An 18,091-nucleotide genomic window follows, 5' to 3' on the forward strand; every position below is an offset into this window, starting at 1 on the left:
TGAGTAGAGGCGCTGCGCGTTGATCCGAGGGGGAGCGGTTGGAAGACCATGATTCCGTTGTTGCCAGGTCCCTGGAGCAATACAGTGTTCTGCTGCCCCGGCTGAATGCGGCTTCGGACGCGATCGGGGATGCCATCCGCGCCCGGCTCCGCGACGATGGTCTCAACCACCACACCGTGCAGGCCCGGGTCAAGGACCCAGGCTCGGTCAAGGAAAAGCTGGACCGCCTCACCGCCGACGGCAGATTCAAATACGAGCGCGGGCTCGAGCAGCTCGATGACCTCATCGGTGTCCGGATCATCATGTTCCTGGAACCCGACATCGCGGACGTTGCCACGGCGCTGAAGGGGCAATTCGACTGCCGCGAGGACGACGACAAGACCAGCTCCCAGCGGCGGAACGGCCAGATCGGTTACGCCGGCCGGCACCTCATCCTCGAAGTCCCTGCCGGCAACGTGCCGGTGGGCTGCCACACGTTCATCGGGGAGCGCTTCGAAGTCCAGATCCGGACGGTGCTGCAGCACGCCTGGGCGGCCTTCGAGCATGACATCCGGTACAAGGGACTCGCGGAGGCCAACGCGGAAGTGGACCGGGCGTTCACCATGGCGTCGACCCTGATCGAACTCGCCGACGCCCAGTTCTCGGCAATCAACGACATCGTCAAACGCCGCCAGGCCGAAAGCACGGCCGAGTTCGCCGCGAATCCCGCCACCGAGCTCACCGGGGACATCCTCCACGACATGCTTGCGCGGCTGCTCCCCGAACACCCCCGAAGCCAGCCCGGCAGTACGGCTGGCTGGGGGACGTGCTGGCGGCCAACGGGGTGCGGACCGTGGCCGACGCCGAGAAGCTGTTCGGTGCCGCCGACTGGTCCGGCGTGGCGAAGCGGATGGACTATAAATTCCCCGCCGGCCACGTCCGGATTGCCGACGACTTCCTGCTCAAGACGTGGGGAACGGACTACATTGCGCGGACCAAGTCCCTGGGCGGCGACCCCAAACGGGAGGCGAAGCTGACGTACCGGCTGGAGCGTATGCAGGACTGAGCCTGCCGCACCCGAAACAATCAGGTGCCCGGCGGCCGGTACTTGATCTGCTCGGCCTTGGCCAGTGCTTCCATTGTTTCGTCGACCGTCAGGAGCACGGTCGTCTCGAAGGAGCTAAGTGCGCCGCCTCCGCTGATTGCGAGTGCAACGGCGGCCATGGATACGTTGTCCGGCGCCTCCCACAGGTTGTAGCCGTCGTGGGAGCCAAAGGCATACCAGAAGCCGTGGAGCTTCCCGCCCACCGATTCGATGTAGGCCTGGGCGGCCTTCCTGCGGTCCTCCGGTTTGCTGATCAGTCTCGCCCACGTCTCGGGTGTGTAGCTGAACTTCGACAGATAGAGGGGCATCGTCTCGTCCTTTCCTGCGTGTCCCGGTTCAGTAAGAATGGCAGTCGGCTGCGTGGCCAGCAATGGCCGCGGGGCCCGTCAAAGCCGGCCAAGTCGCCGAAACGGTCGTCCCTTGCCACCCGGCCCCCGGCGGACCATCATCGTCGTGGGAGGGCAGAGCGTTGGAAGCCATCAACAGCCGTCTCTTCAGCTGGGCATCGATCCTGGACGACGAGACCCGCAGGCAGGCCCTCGCCACGGCCCAGTTGCCCATCATCTACCCGCACCTGGCGCTGATGCCGGACGCCCACCTGGGCAAGGGGGCCACTGTGGGCTCCGTCATCCCCACCGTGGGCGCGATCATCCCGGCCGCCGTGGGCGTGGACATCGGTTGCGGCATGATCGCCGTCCGCACCCAGTACGCGCACAAGGAGCTGCCCCGGGACCTGCAGCGGCTGCGCGAGGCAATCGAGCGCGCCATTCCCTTGTCCGCCGGCCACTTCAACCGCAGGATCTCTGCCACCGCCGGACCCCGGCTCGCCGAGTTGCGGCGGCTGGCGGCGAAAGCGGGCTTTGACCCGGCCAAGTACGCGGCGAACTGGGAGCTGCAGCTTGGCTCGCTGGGCTCGGGCAACCACTTCATCGAGGTGTGCGTGGATGAGAACGCCGCGGTGTGGCTGTTCCTGCATTCGGGCTCCCGCGGGGTGGGCAACAAGATCGCGCAGCGGCACATCGCCGAAGCCCGGAGCATGGCCCTGCGCCGGCACATCGCCCTGCCGGACCGGGACCTGGCCTACCTCGAGGAAGGCACCCCCGAATTCCTCCGGTACCTCCGGGAACTGCGTTGGGCGCAGCACTTCGCCTTGCTGAACCGTGAGGAAATGATGGACCGGGTGGTCCAGCAATTCGAGTCCTGGGTCGGCGGCCCGGTCCGGGAACTCGAACGGATCAACTGCCACCACAACTTCACCGCGCAGGAAACGCATTACGGTAAGTCCGTCTGGGTCTCGCGCAAGGGCGCGATCAGGGCCCAGGCCGGGGATCCCGGGCTGATTCCCGGGTCCATGGGCACGGCGTCCTACATCGTCGTCGGGCGGGGGAACCAGGCGTCGCTGAACTCCGCACCGCACGGCGCCGGCCGGGAGTATTCCCGCACCGCCGCGCGGAAAGCGTTTTCGCTCGCGCAGCTGAAGACCGCCATGCAGGGCATCGAATTCCGGCCCCGCGAGGCCTTCATCGACGAGATCCCGGCCGCATACAAGCCCATCGACCTGGTGATGCGCGACTCTGCTGACCTGGTCAGCGTGCGGCACAAGCTCCGGCAGCTCGTGAACATCAAAGGCGACTGAGCCCCCGGCCGGGTGCGAATGCAGGGTCCGCATATGACGCTGCATGAACTTGCGTGACCCCGGGTTTCCGCACCATTGAACCCGGTTCGTGACCCTCCCTAGGGTGAGTCCATGACTACTCCGGAACGGTTCAACAGCCCCTCCCTCAGGGCACTCCAGGGGCGATGTCGCCGGCGCTGACCACCCGCCCGGCCCACCCGCACCCCACGAACAGGATCCTCCCATGTCATCCACGCCCAAGAACCCCACCCCCGGCACCACCCGGATCGTCGCCGGCGAATCGGCCAGGCCGAAACGCAGGCGCACCGTCGAAATCGGCGTCGCCGTCGGCCTCGCCCTGCTGATCGGCGCCGGCGCAGCCGTCGCCTCGACGGTGTCCCGCACCAACGACGCCGGTGCAGCGCCGGCCGCCGGCACCGCCCCGGCGGCGGAACTGCGGCTCGGCTACTTCGGCAACATCACCCACGGCCCGGCCCTGATTGGCGTCACCAAGGGGTTCATCGCCAAGGAACTGGGCCAAACCAAACTCAGCACACAGGTCTTCAACGCCGGCCCCGCCGCGATCGAAGCGCTCAACGCCGGCGCGATCGACGCGACCTACATCGGCCCCAACCCGGCGATCAACTCCTACGTGAAGAGCAAAGGCGAATCCATCAGCATCATCGCCGGCGCCACGGCCGGCGGTGCGCAACTGGTGGTCAAACCCGGCATCAACTCGGCCGCCGACCTCAAAGGCAAGACGCTCGCCTCGCCGCAGCTCGGCGGCACCCAGGACGTGGCCCTGCGCGCCTGGCTCGGCCATCAGGGGTTCAAGACCTCCACAGACGGCAGCGGCGACGTCACGATCAACCCGACCGAGAACGCCCAGACCCTCAAACTCTTCCAGGACGGCAAGCTCGACGGCGCCTGGCTGCCGGAGCCGTGGGCGTCACGCCTGGTGCTCCAGGCCGGCGCGAAGGTCCTGGTCGATGAAAAGGACCTGTGGGAGAAGGGTGAGTTCGTCACCACCGTCCTGATCGTCAACAAGACGTTCGCGGCCGAGCACCCGGCCACCGTGCAGGCGCTCCTCAAGGGCCATGTTGAATCCGTCGACTGGCTGAACGCGGCTCCCGCAGCCGAGAAAGCCACCGTCCTCAACGACGCACTCAAGGCAGCCGCCGGCAAGGCGCTGCCGGCCGATGTCATCGACCGGTCCCTGAAAAACATCGTCTTCACCACCGACCCGCTCGCCGGGACCTACAAGAAACTGCTCCAGGACGGCGTCGACGCCGGAACCACCAAGCAGGCCGACATCAACGGCATCTTCGACCTCACGTCGCTCAACAGTGTCCTGGGCGAGACTGCGGCCGGCAAAAAGATCTCCGCCGGAGGGCTAGGCAAGGACTAGCTCCCTAGCCTCCAGCCACCCGCCACAACAGTAAGGACCCGACCATGCCAGTCGTACTGGAAAACCTGGGCAAGCGCTTCGGCGACGGCGCCCCGGTACTGGACGACGTCAATGCCGCCATCGGGCAGGGCGAATTCGTCGCCCTGCTCGGTGCGTCCGGCTGCGGCAAGTCCACCCTGCTCAACATCATGGCGGGACTGGAAGCCCCGACGTCGGGCGCGCTCGAAGTGCCCAGCGACGGCGCGGCGTTCATGTTCCAGGACGCGGCACTCTTCCCGTGGCTGACCGCGCGGGAAAACATCGAGCTGGCCCTGAAGCTGCGAGGCATCGGGAAAGCCGAGCGCAGGACCCGGGCGGGGGAGCTGCTGGACCTGGTGCACCTGGGCGGCGCCGGCGACAAACGGCCCCACGAACTCTCCGGCGGGATGCGCCAGCGGGTATCCCTGGCCCGTTCCCTGGCCCAGGACCGGCAACTGCTCCTCATGGACGAGCCCTTCGCGGCCCTGGACGCGATAACCCGCGACCTGCTCCACGACGAACTGGAACGGATCTGGAAGGAAACCGGCCGCACCATCGTCTTTGTCACGCACAACGTCCGGGAAGCCGTCCGCCTGGGCCAGCGCGTGCTGCTGCTCTCCTCCCGGCCCGGCCGCGTGGTGCGCGAATGGCAGGTCAGCGAGGAACACCGCACCGACGCCGGCCTGGCCGGCCAGCTCACCGGCGAAATCACCGCCCGGCTGCGAGAGGAAATCCGTCGCCATGCCAAATAGCCAACTTCCCGTGGCGGTAGCTCCGGCCGAGACCCGCAAGGTCACCGCCGCCCTGACCCGTTCCTCCAGCGGAAAGGAAGACCTGCGCGAGCTCGAAGCAGGCCTCGATTCCCTGCAGTCCGACGCCCTCCGCAGGGCCCGTATCGACTGGGGCCGGATCCTGCTGCCGGTGGCTGCGCTCGCGGTGCTGGTGATCCTCTGGCAGTTGTACGTATCCCTCGGTTTCAAGCGGCGCGACGTCGTGCCCGGGCCGCTGGATGTCATCGGCCAGGTCGGCACCCTCTGGAGCGAAGGCAAGCTGCAGGAGGCTGTCTGGACCTCGCTGCAGCGCGGCGTGCTGGGCTTCCTGATCAGCGTGGTCATTGCGACGCCGGTGGGGCTCGTGCTGGCGCAGGTGGCACCCTTGCGGCGCGCCTTCGGGCCGCTGATCTCGGGCCTGCAAGTCCTGCCGTCTGTGGCCTGGGTGCCGGCCGCCATTCTTTGGTTTGGGATCACTGATGCCACCGTGTATTTCGTGGTGTTCATGGGTGCCATCCCGTCGATCATCAACGGGCTGGTCTCGGGCGTCGACCAGATTCCACCGCAGTACCGCAGCGTCGGAAAAGTACTGGGGGCTTCCCGACTCCAGTTGGCCCTGCAGATCATCCTGCCGGCGGCCCTGCCGGGCTACCTCGGCGGCCTCAAACAGGGATGGGCGTTCTCCTGGCGCTCGCTCATGGCCGCGGAAATCATCGCCGTTGGCGGCACCATCGGCTTCGGCCTCGGCTCGATGCTGGACCAGGGCCGCGTCCTCTCCGACATGACCATCGTCATGTCCGCCATCCTGCTGATCCTCGGCGTCGGGATCCTGATCGAACTGCTGGTGTTCGCCCCGATCGAGAAGCGCCTGCTCCGCCGCCGCGGCCTCCTCGCCGGCAGCACCCGTTAGGTCTCTGGCGCCCCAGACTGAACAAGAAAGCCCGACGGCGATACTCGCCGTCGGGCTTTCTGGTGTCGTGGTGGTGAGGTACTAGCGACGCGTCAACGTGCCGCAGCCGCTGACTTCGAAGCCACTAGTTCCGGCGGGGACGGTGACGATCGTTCTGGCCGCACCGTAGTAATTGTCGATGATATCGCTCAACGTACCCCGGAAACCGCGGAGCGTGGCCCAGTAGCAGGACTTCCCTGCCCCGTAGCCGTAGTAGGTGCCCGGCAGGATATCGATGCCGACGCGGTAGGTGCCGTCGGTAGTGATCCGGCTGGACCGGGCGCCGGTGGACGGGACGGTCGTCCAGGAGCCGCAGCCGTCCGAGCTGAATCCAACATCTCCTGGAACGATCTGGACGTAAGTCCGCGCCGATCCATAGTTGTTGGCCTTGATCTGGCTGAGTTTTCCGGAGAAGCCGCTGAGCCTCTCCCAGTAGCATCCACTGCCCGTCCCCGTAGCTTTGTACAGGCCTGGCCTGATGTTGACTCCGACACGGTACGTGCCGTCGCCGCGAAGCACGGTGACAGCCCAGACGGGAAGCTTTATTGCTGCACTAGAGGCGGCCCGGGTTTCGTAATAAGGCCTGGCCGCCCAGACTTTCACGGAAATGGACCGACCGTTGTCCGCTGCAGCCACCCTGTAGGTGCGGTACCTGGCGCCGGGGATGGAAGCTCCATTGCGGTACCACTGGTATGCGAAGGACGTCGGAGCCGGAGCAAAGCTACCAGGCGCCGCTGTCAGCGTGCCGCCCAGCCCGCGCCCGCCACTGATTCTCGGGACGGACCTGACCGTCATGAGCGCCTTACCAACCACCACGGATTTGGTGACGGCGGTGCGGGCGGCATAGCCCGGTTTCGTGACGGTCACCTTCACAGCGACCCGAGCGCCGACGTGGCCGTCGCCGAGTCGCAGGGCGGACCCCGTAGCTCCCCTGAGAGCGACGCCGTTCCGGTACCACTGGTATCGGATGGTCGAACCGGCAGTCCAACCCTGAGAAACTCTCACCGTCTGCCCATAGCGGTGGGTTCCGGTTACCGTGAGCGACCGGGTGGCCGCGATGGTTCCGGCAGCAATCGACCGGGCGGCGGAGTAGCGGTCCAGCGTTGTGAAGCCAGGCTTGGCTGCACGCACCCTGACCTTGAGCGTCTTCCTGTAGTCGAGTGCAGTTGTGGCGTAGGTGCGGCCGACTGCGCCAACGATGGCTCCCGTTCCGCGATACCACTGATAGGACAGCGTGGCCCCGGTCGGCGCCCACGTGCCGGCATTGGCGCTCTGCAACTGGCCCACTTTCGCTACACCGCTGACTGTCGGAACCGGCGCGGCCACAAAGCTTCCGTTGCCGGCGGTGACTTGGGCGGAAGTGAGTTCCACTGAGGTGAAGCCCGGTGCGGAGAGCATCACCTTGGCCCACAGCTTCTGTGCGACATCGGCGGCCGCGACAGTGTAGCTCGGCCCCGTCGCACCAGTGATGGGGTCAAGTCCGCGGTACCACTGGTAGCCGATTGCTGCACCTTGGACGGCGGCGTCGCTCCACGTCGGTGCGCTCAGCGACAGCGCTTGCCCGACGACGGGTTTGCCGGCTACGGCGTTGTTCCAGCTGACCCCCGCGAAAGTTCCCGGACGAACCGTTACCGGCGTCGCCGCCAGCTCGGTGCCGGGTCCCTGGGCCTCCAGTGAGGCCATCACCGTCAGTTGGACCGATTTGCCTGCCATGGACGGGTCAAGGTGCAGCACGTCAGCTTCACCAACCGCGTGGTCGGCGGCTTGAACTGTGACACCTTCGACGATCCAGCTGTACTTGATCCAGCCGGCGCCGTTCCACTGGCCGCCTGTCGAGGTGAGTGTGCCTCCCGCGACAGGGTCACCCTCGATAACCGGCGGGCTGACGTTTTGCGGAGCGGCGGGCGTTACTTCCGCCGGCGGTGTTTCGACGGGTGTTATTTCCGCCGGCGGTGTTTCGGCAGGCGTGTCCGCAGGTGCCGGTGCGGGTGTCGGCTGTTCGGCGATGATGTCAGTTTCCATCGGCAGCGCCTGCGCTGCCGGAGCCATCAGAAGACCGGCAAGCAGTGCGATGCTCCCGGCTGTGGCTACTGCCCTGGTCATTCGGCCAGGGCGCGTCCGAGTACGGACGTTTTCGTGCAGAGACAACTAAGTCCCCTTCCCCCATTTCGGGACCGGCTAGCCCGGTCGGAGCAATTGTATTGGGGAGTGGCGACAATGAGCGGATGCACCCGCAGAGGGCAGCCACTGCCTGCCCTGGACCGATACATCGCTCTAACGCCGCCACCCCCTTGCTCCGCCCCGACCGCGTGCCTACACTCACGGCTATAGGCCGGGCTGCCGGCCAAACCATCCCAATTCCAAGGAGGTAGCCGTGGCACCGAAATTTGGAGTGCTGGCACTGGTCGAAGCGAAAGCGGGGAAGGAACAGGAAGTCTGGGACTTCCTCAACGGCGGCAGGGAGATCGTGCTCACCGAGCCGGGCACTAGGACCTGGTACGCGTTCCGGGTCAACGAGAACACCTTCGGCATTTTCGACACTTTTGACACCGAGGAGGACCGGCAGGCCCACCTCAACGGGGCCATTCCTGCTGCCCTCGGCCAACACGGCCCGGAGCTGCTGGCCAAGGATCCTGACATCAAACTGGTCGAAGTCATTGCGGTGAAGTAGGGACGAGGGCTATTCAGAACTCGTCGCCTCACCCAAACATCGGCCGGACTGCCAGCCGGCGGAGCCCCAGGTTACGCCCCGTTACCCTGCGTGAACGGGTGTTTCCGCACCGTTGTTCCGCTCTCGGACGCCGCCCTATCGTCGATGCATGGCAATTCAGGACATTTACCCCACCGCGCTGCGCCTGCTCGGCCGGCCCGTGCTGGTCGTAGGCGGCGGACCCGTCGCCGCACGCCGCGCCAGGGGACTGCTCGACGCCGGCGCCCGAGTCACCGTCGTGGCGCCGCTTGCCTGCCCGGCCCTAAACGACCTGGTCGACGCCGGGCTCCTCAGCTGGCAGCCCCGCCCTTACCGCAGCTCCGACGTCGACGGCGTCTGGTTCGTCCAGACCGCCACCGGTGACGCCGACGTGGACGCGCAGGTCGCCGCCGACGCCGAGGCGCAGCGGATCTGGTGCGTCAACGCCTCCGACCACGAGGCCTCCGCCGCCTGGACGCCGGCCGTCGCCGTCGTGGATGACGTCAAGATCGCCGTCAACGCCGGGGGAGACCCGCGCCGGGCGATGGCCCTGCGCGACGCCGTCGCCACCGCCCTGGCCGCGGGAGACCTGCCGCTGCGCCGACACCGCGCTTCGGGCACGGGCCCAGGCGCCGGGGACGGCACGGTGGCGCTCGTGGGCGGCGGGCCGGGCGAACCCGGACTCATCACCGTCCGCGGCCGGCGGCTCCTGGGCCAGGCCGACGTCGTCGTCGCCGACCGGCTCGGCCCGCGTGAGCTCCTGGCCGAACTGGCCCCCGACGTCCGCGTGATCGAGGTCGGCAAGACCCCCGGCCACCACCCGGTCCCGCAGTCCGAAATCAACCGGATCCTCGTCGACGAAGCCCTCGCCGGCCACCGGGTGGTCCGGCTCAAGGGCGGCGACCCCTATGTCCTCGGCCGCGGCGGCGAGGAAGCCGAATTCTGCCGGCAGCACGGCGTCGAGGTTGAAGTGGTGCCCGGCGTCACCTCGGCGATCTCCGTCCCCGCCGCCGCCGGCATCCCGGTCACCCACCGGGGACTCGCCAAGGGCTTCAGCGTAGTCACCGGCCACGAGGAGCTTTCCGAGGTGCCCGCCCGCTCCGACCACACCGTGATTCTGCTCATGGGCGTAGCACAACTGCGCGATTCCGCGGCCTCGCTGGGACGCGCCGGTTTGCCAGCCGGGACGCCTGTTGGCATCGTAGAGAATGGATACCTGCCCAACCAGCGGGTGACCATCGGAACGCTCGAAACCATCGCGGACCAGGCGGAGGCAGCAGGCGTCGCGAATCCTGCCGTGATCGTGATCGGCGACGTGGTCCGCGTCAGCCCGTTCGCGCCGTCGCACTTTAAGACCGCGGACTACAGCACCACCTCCCCGAACGCCCCGCGCGTCGCCGCCCGCTAGTTTCACCCGCAGCACCCGGATCGAACCAAAGGAACACAGCCGTGTCAACGAACACCCCTGTAGGAACCGCCGCCCGCCCGCTGCGCGTCGCCGTCGTCGGCTCCGGCCCCGCCGGCGTCTACGCCGCGGACATCCTGACCAAAAGCGAGGCCGTCAAGAGCGGCGAGCTCACCGTCAGCATCGACCTCTTCGACCGCTACCCGGCGCCCTACGGGCTCATCCGCTACGGTGTGGCGCCGGACCACCCGCGGATCAAGGGGATCGTGAACGCCCTGCACAAGGTCCTGGACCGCGGCGACATCCGATTCTTCGGCAACGTGGACTACGGCACGGACCTCACGCTCGAGGACCTCCGGACCCACTACGACGCCGTCATCTTCGCCACCGGCGCCATCAAGGACGCGGACCTGAACATCCCGGGCATCGAGCTTGAGGGATCCTACGGCGGGGCCGACTTCGTCTCCTGGTACGACGGGCACCCGGACGTGTCCCGCGACTGGCCGCTGGAGGCCAAGGAAATCGCCGTGATCGGCAACGGCAACGTGGCCCTGGACGTCGCCCGGATGCTCTCCAAGCACGCCGATGACCTGCTGGTCTCCGAGATCCCGGACAACGTCTACCGAGCGCTGAAGGACTCCCCGGTCACCGACGTCCACGTCTTCGGCCGCCGCGGCCCGGCGCAGGTGAAGTTCACCCCGCTGGAATTGCGCGAACTCTCCCACTCTAAGGACGTCGATATTGTCCTCTACCCGGAGGACTTCGAGTTCGACGCCGAATCTGACCGCCAGATCCAAAGCAACAACCAGACCAAGACCATGGTGGGCACGCTCACCAACTGGATCGCCGAGCAGCCGGAGGATCTCTCCGAGCTCACCGCGTCCCGCTGCCTGCACTTGCACTTCCTGCACAGCCCGGTCGAGATCTTCGACGACGCCGCCGCCCCCGGCCGCGTCGCCGGCATCAAGTTTGAGCGCACCGAACTGGACGGCACGGGCAACGCCCGCGGCACCGGCGAGTTCATCGACTACCCGGTCCAGGCCGTCTACCGCGCCATCGGCTACTTCGGTTCGGCCCTGCCCGAGGTCGAGTTCGACCACAGCAAGGGCGTTGTCCCGAACGACGGCGGCCGCGTGCTGGACGCCTCCGGAGCCCACGTGCCCGGCATCTACGCGACCGGCTGGATCAAGCGCGGCCCGGTGGGCCTGATCGGGCACACCAAGGGTGACGCCCTGGAAACCGTGACCTACCTGCTGGAGGACCGCGGCAGCCTGCCGCCGGCGGCGGCACCCGCGCCGGAGGCGATCGTCGGACTGCTGGAAGACCGGGGCGTGCAGTACACCAGCTGGGAGGGCTGGCTGGCCCTGGACGCGCACGAGCGGTCCCTCGGCGAAAAGGCAAGCGCCGGCGCGGGCAGCGTCCAGCGCGAACGCATCAAGGTGGTCCCGCGCGAGGACATGGTGGAGATCTCCCGCGGCGGAGTCGCTGCGGAGGTCTGAGCGGCCGCCTCACAACTGCAACGCGGGGTCACATCGCGCCCAAAATCCCCTCCGGGACGGGCGCGAAGTGACCCCGCGTTGGTTGTTAACGGCGCATTCCCGGCGGGTAGTCAGTAGGCTTACCGTCATGGACACTGCCAGGCACCCAGGATCCGGCCGATGAGGCTCCGTCACAGCAACGCGTCCGGCCGCGGCTACCGCCGGGTTCCCGCCGGGAGCGGGTTCAGCTACAAGGACCTGGACGGGTCGACCCTGCCGGCCGGCCCGGTGCGGGAGCGGCTGGAAAGCATCGGGATCCCGCCGGCCTGGACCGACGTCTGGATCGCGCCGTATGAGAACGGGCATATCCAGGCCACCGGGGTCGACGCCGTCGGCCGGCGCCAGTACATCTACCACCCAAGCTGGCGGGAGCGGAAGGACCGGCTGAAGTTCGACCGTTCGCTCCAACTCGCGGAAACCCTGCCGTCCGCGCGCCGCCTGGTGACCTTGGACCTGCGCTCCGAAGGACTCACGCGGGAGCGCGTGCTCGCGGCCGCCTTCAGGATGCTGGATAGCGGATCGCTGCGCGTGGGCTCCGAGCGGTACACCAACGAGAACGGCAGCCACGGACTGGCCACCCTGCTCTGCGCCCACGTGAACGTGCGCAAAGACGAACTCCGGCTCAGCTTCCCGGCCAAGAGCGGCAAGACCTGGGAGTCCCGGATCGACGACGCCGACCTCGCCGCCGTCGTGCGCTCGCTCAAGCGCCGCGGCGGCAACGCCCGGCTGTTGGCCTACAAGAACGGCCGCAGCTGGCATCCGGTCACCAGCGCCGAGATCAACGAGTACGTCAAGGAACGAACCGGCGCGGACTTCACCGCGAAGGACTTCCGCACCCTGCGCGGCACCGTCGCGGCGGCCGTGAGCCTGGCGAAGAGCGGCCCGCAGGCCAAGGTCTCGGCCCGGAAGCGCGCCGTGAGCCGCGCCATGGTCGACGCCGCGGCGGTGCTGGGCAACACGCCGTCGATCGCCCGAAAGAGCTACGTCGATCCGCGCCTGCTGGACCACTTCGCGGCGGGGGAGACCATCGATCCGAAGCGGCTGGATTCGGCCGAATCGGAGATCCGGGCGCTGCTGTACCAGGAGGGTGCGGTCGTCCCGCTGCGCTGACCGGTGTGACGCTCAGGACCCGGCGCGTCAGAACTCGGCGTTGATGAATCCGATGATTATCGCCGTCCACCAGCACGCCTGCGAGATAACCAGGCAGACCAGCAGGTGGGTCCGCTGACCGGCGCTTAGGCCCCGGAACGGGGTTTCCGGAGGAAGATGAACCAGCCGCCGCATCAGCGGGATCAGCATGATGCCGTTCAGACTGAGAACCAGCACGGCGGCCAGTTTGACGTCTGTCATCGGGTTGGTCAGGTGCGGGTTCAGGAACACGCCGGTGGCCAGCAGGCCGGCGAGACCGGCCCAGATCAGCGGCGTGGCAGCGCCGTCGAGCCGGATGGTTTCAGCCAGTTTGCGGCGGCCGACAAGCCACAGGAAGCCGTGCCAGTCGACCAGGATGATGGCGCCGAAAGACACCACCAGGGACAGGACGTGCAGGACGACGGCCAGGTCGTGGGCGTAGCCGCCCACCCGGACCGCCGTGGACATCGTGACCGAAAGCAGCCACGCCACTGCCGCCGCCGCGGACAGGACGATCACCAGGCGCCGGGTGGACCGCTCGGACTCACGGTGGCGCCGGATGGTGCGCCTGCTGACTGGGACGTAGCTCATGGCCATACCTCGAAGAACCGACCACCGGGGGCGTGCGCGGCACTTGTCGGAAGAGAAGGGAACGCCGTGCCGGGTAGCTAAGACGATATCCCCGGCTCCGCTCGGCAACAAGGGAGGAAACCTGCGCTACATCCGGCCGAACCGGGCGCGGATCAGGGCGAAAACCCCGTAGGCCATAAACCCTGCGCCAATGGCCAGCAGCAAGTATGGCCCGAACGGGTGGTGCTGCAGCGCCTTGAGGCTTCCGTCCAGCCCGGTGGACGAGCCAGGGTCATTGGTGGCCGCGGCCATCACGAACAGCAGACCGGTCAGGACCAGCGCCAGGCCTTTGGCCACGTGGCCGGCCACGCCCAGGCCGCTGATGAGGTGGCCGCGGTGCGTGCCTTCGAAGTGGCGCAGCTCCTCCTTGAACTTCTTGCCCAGGCCCTTGACCACGAAGAAAACGCCGATCCCACCCACGGTCAGTCCCAGTCCGATCAGCAGTGGTGCGCCCAGCGGCCGGTTCATCAGGGCTTCGCTGAAGGCCGCGGTGGAATCCCCCGAGTCGCTGCGGAAACCCAGGGCGAAGCTGGCAAAGGTGAAGCCGACGCTGCCGTAGGCGATGGCCAGGAAGCCCGAGGAGACCAGCTTGCCCAGCCGTTCACCGCGGGGCAGGTGCCTGGCCCGCAGGGTCGCCTCGCTCAGCTGCCACAGGGCGAGTCCGGCGCAGCCGGTGAAGCAGAGCCACAACACCGCCGGACCCCAGGGGTTGGCGGCGAGCTGCTCGATCGCTCCGGTGGGCTCGGCCTGGCCCGGCGCCCCCAGGACCAGCGCGACGGCGATCACGCCGATGACAATGTGGAGCAACGCCATCACGGCGAACCCCCACCGCGCGACGACGTCGAGCACCCTGCTGTTTGAGGCGGCCTCTGCGGCATCGGCGGCTTCGCCGATGCCAGCCGCGTGGCGCGGCACGGCCTGCCCTTGCGGGAGCTCCCTGCTGATTTCTTCCATTGCTTCGAGCTTACGCGTAACGGATCGGCTGCCTGGAAGCTCCGTCCGGCGGTCGGCGGCCCGAAACCGGGACTACCAACTTGTTGGTAAGTGTGCTTACTATGTCCGGGGTGCGGCGTCGCATGTGGCCGCACCATTCCGGATTCGAATTCACACGATAGGAAGCTCACCATGGCAGGTAATCTTGTTGCCCGATCCATCCACGACCTGACCGCCGGCGCGTGGTTTGGCGGTTCGCTGATGGGCGCCATCGGGCTGAACGGCGCGACGGCGGAGGCCAAGGATCCCGCCGAGCGCACCCGTCTGTCCAGCCTGGGCTGGAAGAAGTGGGCCCCGTACCAGACGGCCGCATTCGGCGCGCACTTCCTTTCCGGCCTCGCCATCATGTGGGAGAACAAGGGCCGGATGACCAAGCAGGACGGCGTGACCCGGCTGAGCATCTACAAGTCGATCGTCACCCTGGCCGGTGCAGCCGTGACCCTGTACGCCGGACTGCAGGGCGCGAAGGTGGACAAGCTCGCCGCCGAGGGTGCCGAGGGCGCCACCGAGCCCAAGCCGGGCGCCTCGGAGGAACTTCGCTCTGCCCAGCAGCAGCTGAAGATCCTGCAGTGGGCCATCCCGGTCTTCGCAGGGTGGGTGATCGTCCTGGGCGCCAAGCACGGCGAAATGCAGCGGCCGAAGAACGTCTTCAAGGGCCTCTCCCGCTAGCCGCGCTGGTTCCACTCCGACGCGGGGTCAGAACGTTCCCACGGCAATTGCCGGATGGGCGCGGTCTGACCCCGCGTTGTTGGAGGCGGGGGCTGGTGCGTCAGCGCGGCTGCCGGGCGCTGAGCCGCTGCACGGCCAGCGCCAGCCAGAGCTGGACCCGGTCCGCGGTCTGCGCCGGGTCGTAGCCGGTCAATTCGGTGATTTGCGCCAGCCGGTAGCGGACCGTGTTGCGGTGCAGGGTGAGCTCCTCGGCGACGGCGGCGACCGAACCGTTGTTGCTCAGGTAACTCTCCAGTGTGGTCATCAGTTCGGCGCCGTGCGCGGCGTCGAAGTTCCGGAGCGGGTTCAGCGACTCGTTCGCCATGTCCGCCAGCGGAACGTCCTCGCTGGCCAGCAGCAGCGAGGTCAGGCTCAGCCGCTCCGGCTCGTTGACCGGCAGTCCGTGGCTGGCGGCGTCGCGGGCCTCGAAGTAGCTCCAGCGCAGGCCGTTCGGCTTCGTGTACGCCCCGCCGATGCCGATCGTGGCGTGGATGCCCGCCTCGGCGAGGTGGTCGCTGAGGCTCCGGGCCAGGGCGCCGGCGCCGCTGCCGTCGTCGTGCACCAGCACCACCAGGTCCTTGCCGACGACGGCGGTCACCGCCGCCGCCAGCGGCTGAGGCAGCGAGGAGCTGCCCAGCTGCTTGGCGTGGGCGGCCGATTCCGCCAGCAGGACCACGTTCTTGCGGGTGCTGTTGACGCCGATGCCGGCGAGCCGGCGGGTGGCTTCGGTGGCATCGAGGGTCCCGTGGATCACGTCCTCAAGCACTTGCCCGGCCAGGGCGCGCTGCGACTGGCGTTGCTTGACCATGTTGTTGAGCTCGACGCTGATCAGGTTCTGCGCATAGCCGATGATTCCGGAGTCTTCGAACGGGTGCCTGACCCACAGCGTGCAGGCGTCGCGGCGGCCGGTCGGGATCGGGTACGAGGCCCAGCCGTCCGACGTGGGGGAGGGGTTGCCGGCGGCGCTGTTGTAGAGCTGCGCGGTGAACTGGGTCAGGACGATCTCGGTGCGCAGCATGGAGCCGAGGTGCCTGAGCAGCTCGGCGAGGCCGCCGCCGGTCAGCAGGGCGCGGGCCAAGACCTGGTGCCCCGCGATCAGGCGCTCCAGCTTGGCGTAGTGGTCCGCGGACTGGGCGTCGGCCACGAGCTTGCCGATGGCGATGAAGGGTGTCTCGTAGGGCACTTCCACCACCGGAAGGCCCCAGCGGTTGGCCTCGGCGATCAGGGCCGGCGGCACCGCGTCGTGTGTCAGCCCGATCCCGAAACCGATGCCCACGGCGCCGGCGCGTTGGACCTGGCGGACGAAGCGGCGCTGCTCCGGGGCGGTCCTGAGCCGCATCCCGGTGGTGAGGACCAGTTCCCCGCCGTTGAGGAAGCGCTGCGGGTCTTCCTGCTCCGTCACCGCGACCCAGTGGATGTCCTGGTGCCAGGTGGTCTCCGCGAGGCCCGATTTCGTCAGCTTGAGGGACGGAACCCCCAGCAGGGCCGCGAGTGAAATTGCCATGGAATCAGGATAGCCGGGGGCTGGTCAACCGCACTAAAGTCGCGCTGCTTCGGTGTGCAGCTGCCTATTCCCTGCCTTGCGTGCCTGGCATAGGCTCGGAGCAGTCGCAGATCCCCTCATACCTGCCTTTCCGAGGCCAGCACGAAAGAGGTTGTACACCGTGGTTCAAACCTTGCAGAACTTCATCAACGGCGAGTTCGTCACCCCCGCCGGGACCGCCCTGCTGGACATTGTCAATCCCACCAACGGGGAGGTGGTGGCCAAGTCGCCGGTCTCGGTGCAGGCCGACGTCGACGCCGCCATGACCGCCGCGAAGGACGCCTTCGCCAGCTGGAAGCACGTCACCCCCGGCCAGCGCCAGCTCATGCTCCTCAAGCTCGCCGACGCCGTCGAAGCCAACAGTGACGAACTCGTCGAGGCCCAGCACCGCAACACCGGCCAGGTCCGCTCCCTGATCGCAGCCGAGGAGGTTGCCGCGGGGGCAGACCAGCTGCGCTTCTTCGCCGGTGCCGCCCGGATCCTGGAGGGCAAGTCCGCCGGTGAATACCTCGAGGGCCACACCTCCTACGTGCGCCGCGAACCGATCGGCGTCGTAGCGCAGGTTGCCCCCTGGAACTACCCGTTCCTGATGGCGATCTGGAAGATCGGCCCCGCACTGGCCGCCGGCAACACCGTGGTGCTCAAGCCTTCCGACACCACGCCGGAATCCACCCTGGTCCTGGCCCGCCTCGCCGGCGAGATCCTCCCCGCCGGCGTGCTCAACGTCGTCCTCGGCACCGGCGAGACCGGCGCCATGATGGTGGAGCACAAGGTCCCGGGCCTGGTCTCCATCACCGGTTCCGTCCGGGCCGGCATTGCTGTCGCCACCGGCGCCGCCAAAGGGCTCAAGCGCGCGCACCTGGAGCTCGGCGGCAAGGCACCGGCGATCGTGTTCAAGGACGCAGACATCAAGAAGAGCGCCGCGGCCATCGCCGAGTTCGCCTTCTTCAACGCCGGCCAGGACTGCACGGCAATCACCCGGGTCCTGGTCGAGGATTCCGTGCACGACGACGTCGTCGCCGCCATGGTGGAACACACCAAGACCCTGCACACCGGCTCGCAGAACGACGAAGACAACTACTTCGGCCCGCTGAACAACGTCAACCATTTCAACGCGGTCACCAACGTTGTTGAGCACCTGCCGGCGAACTGCAAGATTGAGACCGGCGGCCACCGGGCGGGGGAGAAGGGCTTCTTCTTCGAGCCCACCATTGTCACCGGCGCCAAGCAGACCGACGACATTGTCCAGAAGGAGACGTTCGGCCCGGTCATCACGGTGCAGAAGTTCAGCACCGAGGCCGAGGCGATCGAACTGGCCAACGACGTCGAATACGCCCTCGCCTCCAGCGTCTGGACCACGGACCACGGCACCGCCATGCGGGTCAGCCGCGACCTGGACTTCGGTGCCGTCTGGATCAACACCCACATCCTGCTCACCGCCGAGATGCCGCACGGCGGCTTCAAGCAGTCCGGCTACGGCAAGGACCTCTCGATGTACGGCGTCGAGGACTACACCCGCATCAAGCACGTCATGAGTGCGCTCGATGCCTGACGCGGCTGCCTAACGCTCCCGCCAGACCCGGCCCCGCCGACCCATACACGTTTAGAAAGGC

Annotated in this window: 16 protein-coding genes; 11 read left to right on the forward strand and 5 right to left on the reverse strand. The window is 67.6% G+C overall.

Translation table 11 applies throughout. The features are described 5' to 3' along the window. The first annotated feature begins 38 nt into the window (after nucleotides 1-38). Nucleotides 39-1,016 carry a GTP pyrophosphokinase gene (locus tag AC1DB8_RS02090; RefSeq protein ID WP_476892054.1) on the forward strand — a complete coding sequence of 326 codons (978 nt, stop codon included), beginning with the start codon at nucleotides 39-41 and terminating at the stop codon, nucleotides 1,014-1,016. Between the two features lie 49 nt (nucleotides 1,017-1,065). Here AC1DB8_RS02090 and AC1DB8_RS02095 read toward each other — a convergent pair whose 3' ends face one another. Further along, a complete protein-coding gene (locus tag AC1DB8_RS02095; protein WP_441416917.1) occupies nucleotides 1,066-1,392 on the reverse strand; it encodes a GYD domain-containing protein in 327 nt (108 codons plus the stop codon). Nucleotides 1,393-1,553: 161 nt separating this feature from the next. Here AC1DB8_RS02095 and AC1DB8_RS02100 point away from each other — a divergent pair, with 161 nt between their 5' ends. The 4 genes from AC1DB8_RS02100 to AC1DB8_RS02115 all read left to right on the forward strand — a co-directional run bounded on the left by AC1DB8_RS02100 (nucleotide 1,554) and on the right by AC1DB8_RS02115 (nucleotide 5,805). Next, the gene (locus AC1DB8_RS02100; protein WP_476892055.1) at nucleotides 1,554-2,720 is read left to right on the forward strand and encodes an RtcB family protein; all 1,167 of its coding nucleotides are present in this window, start codon (nucleotides 1,554-1,556) and stop codon (nucleotides 2,718-2,720) included. 223 nt (nucleotides 2,721-2,943) lie between these two features. After that, the gene (locus AC1DB8_RS02105; protein WP_476892056.1) at nucleotides 2,944-4,107 is read left to right on the forward strand and encodes an ABC transporter substrate-binding protein; all 1,164 of its coding nucleotides are present in this window, start codon (nucleotides 2,944-2,946) and stop codon (nucleotides 4,105-4,107) included. A gap of 44 nt (nucleotides 4,108-4,151) precedes the next feature. Beyond that, a complete protein-coding gene (locus tag AC1DB8_RS02110) occupies nucleotides 4,152-4,877 on the forward strand; it encodes an ABC transporter ATP-binding protein (protein ID WP_476892057.1) in 726 nt (241 codons plus the stop codon). Next, complete coding sequence (locus AC1DB8_RS02115; protein ID WP_441416921.1) at nucleotides 4,867-5,805, forward strand: ABC transporter permease; 939 nt, start codon at nucleotides 4,867-4,869, stop codon at nucleotides 5,803-5,805. The genes AC1DB8_RS02110 and AC1DB8_RS02115 overlap by 11 nt, the downstream gene beginning before the upstream one ends. Nucleotides 5,806-5,886: 81 nt before the next feature. On the opposite strand, the gene AC1DB8_RS02120 is transcribed toward AC1DB8_RS02115, so the two are convergent. Then, the gene (locus tag AC1DB8_RS02120) at nucleotides 5,887-7,947 is read right to left on the reverse strand and encodes a hypothetical protein (protein WP_476892058.1); all 2,061 of its coding nucleotides are present in this window, start codon (nucleotides 7,945-7,947) and stop codon (nucleotides 5,887-5,889) included. A gap of 271 nt (nucleotides 7,948-8,218) precedes the next feature. Here AC1DB8_RS02120 and AC1DB8_RS02125 point away from each other — a divergent pair, with 271 nt between their 5' ends. The 4 genes from AC1DB8_RS02125 (at nucleotide 8,219) to AC1DB8_RS02140 (ending at nucleotide 12,586) form a co-directional block, all read left to right on the forward strand. Continuing rightward, entirely contained in the window at nucleotides 8,219-8,515 is a 297-nt protein-coding gene (locus AC1DB8_RS02125; RefSeq protein ID WP_476892059.1) for a putative quinol monooxygenase, read from the forward strand. Between the two features lie 148 nt (nucleotides 8,516-8,663). Beyond that, nucleotides 8,664-9,941 carry a uroporphyrinogen-III C-methyltransferase gene (gene cobA / locus AC1DB8_RS02130; protein ID WP_476892060.1) on the forward strand — a complete coding sequence of 426 codons (1,278 nt, stop codon included), beginning with the start codon at nucleotides 8,664-8,666 and terminating at the stop codon, nucleotides 9,939-9,941. A 41-nt stretch (nucleotides 9,942-9,982) separates the two neighbouring features. Continuing rightward, nucleotides 9,983-11,437, forward strand: a complete 1,455-nt coding sequence (locus AC1DB8_RS02135) for an FAD-dependent oxidoreductase (RefSeq protein WP_476892061.1) — start codon at nucleotides 9,983-9,985, stop codon at nucleotides 11,435-11,437. A 159-nt stretch (nucleotides 11,438-11,596) separates the two neighbouring features. Then, complete coding sequence (locus AC1DB8_RS02140) at nucleotides 11,597-12,586, forward strand: DNA topoisomerase IB (protein WP_441416925.1); 990 nt, start codon at nucleotides 11,597-11,599, stop codon at nucleotides 12,584-12,586. A 27-nt stretch (nucleotides 12,587-12,613) separates the two neighbouring features. Here the strand turns inward: AC1DB8_RS02140 and AC1DB8_RS02145 are convergent, their stop codons facing one another. Beyond that, entirely contained in the window at nucleotides 12,614-13,195 is a 582-nt protein-coding gene (locus AC1DB8_RS02145) for a hypothetical protein (protein WP_441416926.1), read from the reverse strand. A gap of 126 nt (nucleotides 13,196-13,321) precedes the next feature. Continuing rightward, nucleotides 13,322-14,188 carry a DUF1206 domain-containing protein gene (locus AC1DB8_RS02150; RefSeq protein ID WP_441416927.1) on the reverse strand — a complete coding sequence of 289 codons (867 nt, stop codon included), beginning with the start codon at nucleotides 14,186-14,188 and terminating at the stop codon, nucleotides 13,322-13,324. A gap of 171 nt (nucleotides 14,189-14,359) precedes the next feature. On the opposite strand from AC1DB8_RS02150, the gene AC1DB8_RS02155 reads away from it, so the two are divergent. Then, nucleotides 14,360-14,896: a hypothetical protein gene (locus tag AC1DB8_RS02155; RefSeq protein WP_441416928.1), complete on the forward strand. Its 537-nt coding sequence runs from the start codon at nucleotides 14,360-14,362 to the stop codon at nucleotides 14,894-14,896. A 100-nt stretch (nucleotides 14,897-14,996) separates the two neighbouring features. On the opposite strand, the gene AC1DB8_RS02160 is transcribed toward AC1DB8_RS02155, so the two are convergent. Next, on the reverse strand, nucleotides 14,997-16,439 hold the full coding sequence (locus tag AC1DB8_RS02160; protein ID WP_476892062.1) for a PucR family transcriptional regulator: 1,443 nt from the start codon (nucleotides 16,437-16,439) through the stop codon (nucleotides 14,997-14,999). Between the two features lie 160 nt (nucleotides 16,440-16,599). Here AC1DB8_RS02160 and AC1DB8_RS02165 point away from each other — a divergent pair, with 160 nt between their 5' ends. After that, nucleotides 16,600-18,030 carry a gamma-aminobutyraldehyde dehydrogenase gene (locus AC1DB8_RS02165; RefSeq protein ID WP_476892063.1) on the forward strand — a complete coding sequence of 477 codons (1,431 nt, stop codon included), beginning with the start codon at nucleotides 16,600-16,602 and terminating at the stop codon, nucleotides 18,028-18,030. Nucleotides 18,031-18,091: the final 61 nt, after the last annotated feature.

The sequence above is a fragment of the Arthrobacter sp. 10N410 genome (assembly GCF_056394945.1).

Coding starts and splice junctions, on each gene's coding strand:
- AC1DB8_RS02120 (WP_476892058.1), bottom strand. CDS start 7,947: ATGACCAGGGCAGTAGCCACAGCCGGGAGCATCGCACTGCTTGCCGGT.
- AC1DB8_RS02150 (WP_441416927.1), bottom strand. CDS start 14,188: ATGGAAGAAATCAGCAGGGAGCTCCCGCAAGGGCAGGCCGTGCCGCGC.
- AC1DB8_RS02105 (WP_476892056.1), top strand. CDS start 2,944: ATGTCATCCACGCCCAAGAACCCCACCCCCGGCACCACCCGGATCGTC.
- cobA (WP_476892060.1), top strand. CDS start 8,664: ATGGCAATTCAGGACATTTACCCCACCGCGCTGCGCCTGCTCGGCCGG.
- AC1DB8_RS02110 (WP_476892057.1), top strand. CDS start 4,152: ATGCCAGTCGTACTGGAAAACCTGGGCAAGCGCTTCGGCGACGGCGCC.
- AC1DB8_RS02115 (WP_441416921.1), top strand. CDS start 4,867: ATGCCAAATAGCCAACTTCCCGTGGCGGTAGCTCCGGCCGAGACCCGC.
- AC1DB8_RS02160 (WP_476892062.1), bottom strand. CDS start 16,439: ATGGCAATTTCACTCGCGGCCCTGCTGGGGGTTCCGTCCCTCAAGCTG.
- AC1DB8_RS02155 (WP_441416928.1), top strand. CDS start 14,360: ATGGCAGGTAATCTTGTTGCCCGATCCATCCACGACCTGACCGCCGGC.
- AC1DB8_RS02095 (WP_441416917.1), bottom strand. CDS start 1,392: ATGCCCCTCTATCTGTCGAAGTTCAGCTACACACCCGAGACGTGGGCG.
- AC1DB8_RS02140 (WP_441416925.1), top strand. CDS start 11,597: ATGAGGCTCCGTCACAGCAACGCGTCCGGCCGCGGCTACCGCCGGGTT.
- AC1DB8_RS02145 (WP_441416926.1), bottom strand. CDS start 13,195: ATGAGCTACGTCCCAGTCAGCAGGCGCACCATCCGGCGCCACCGTGAG.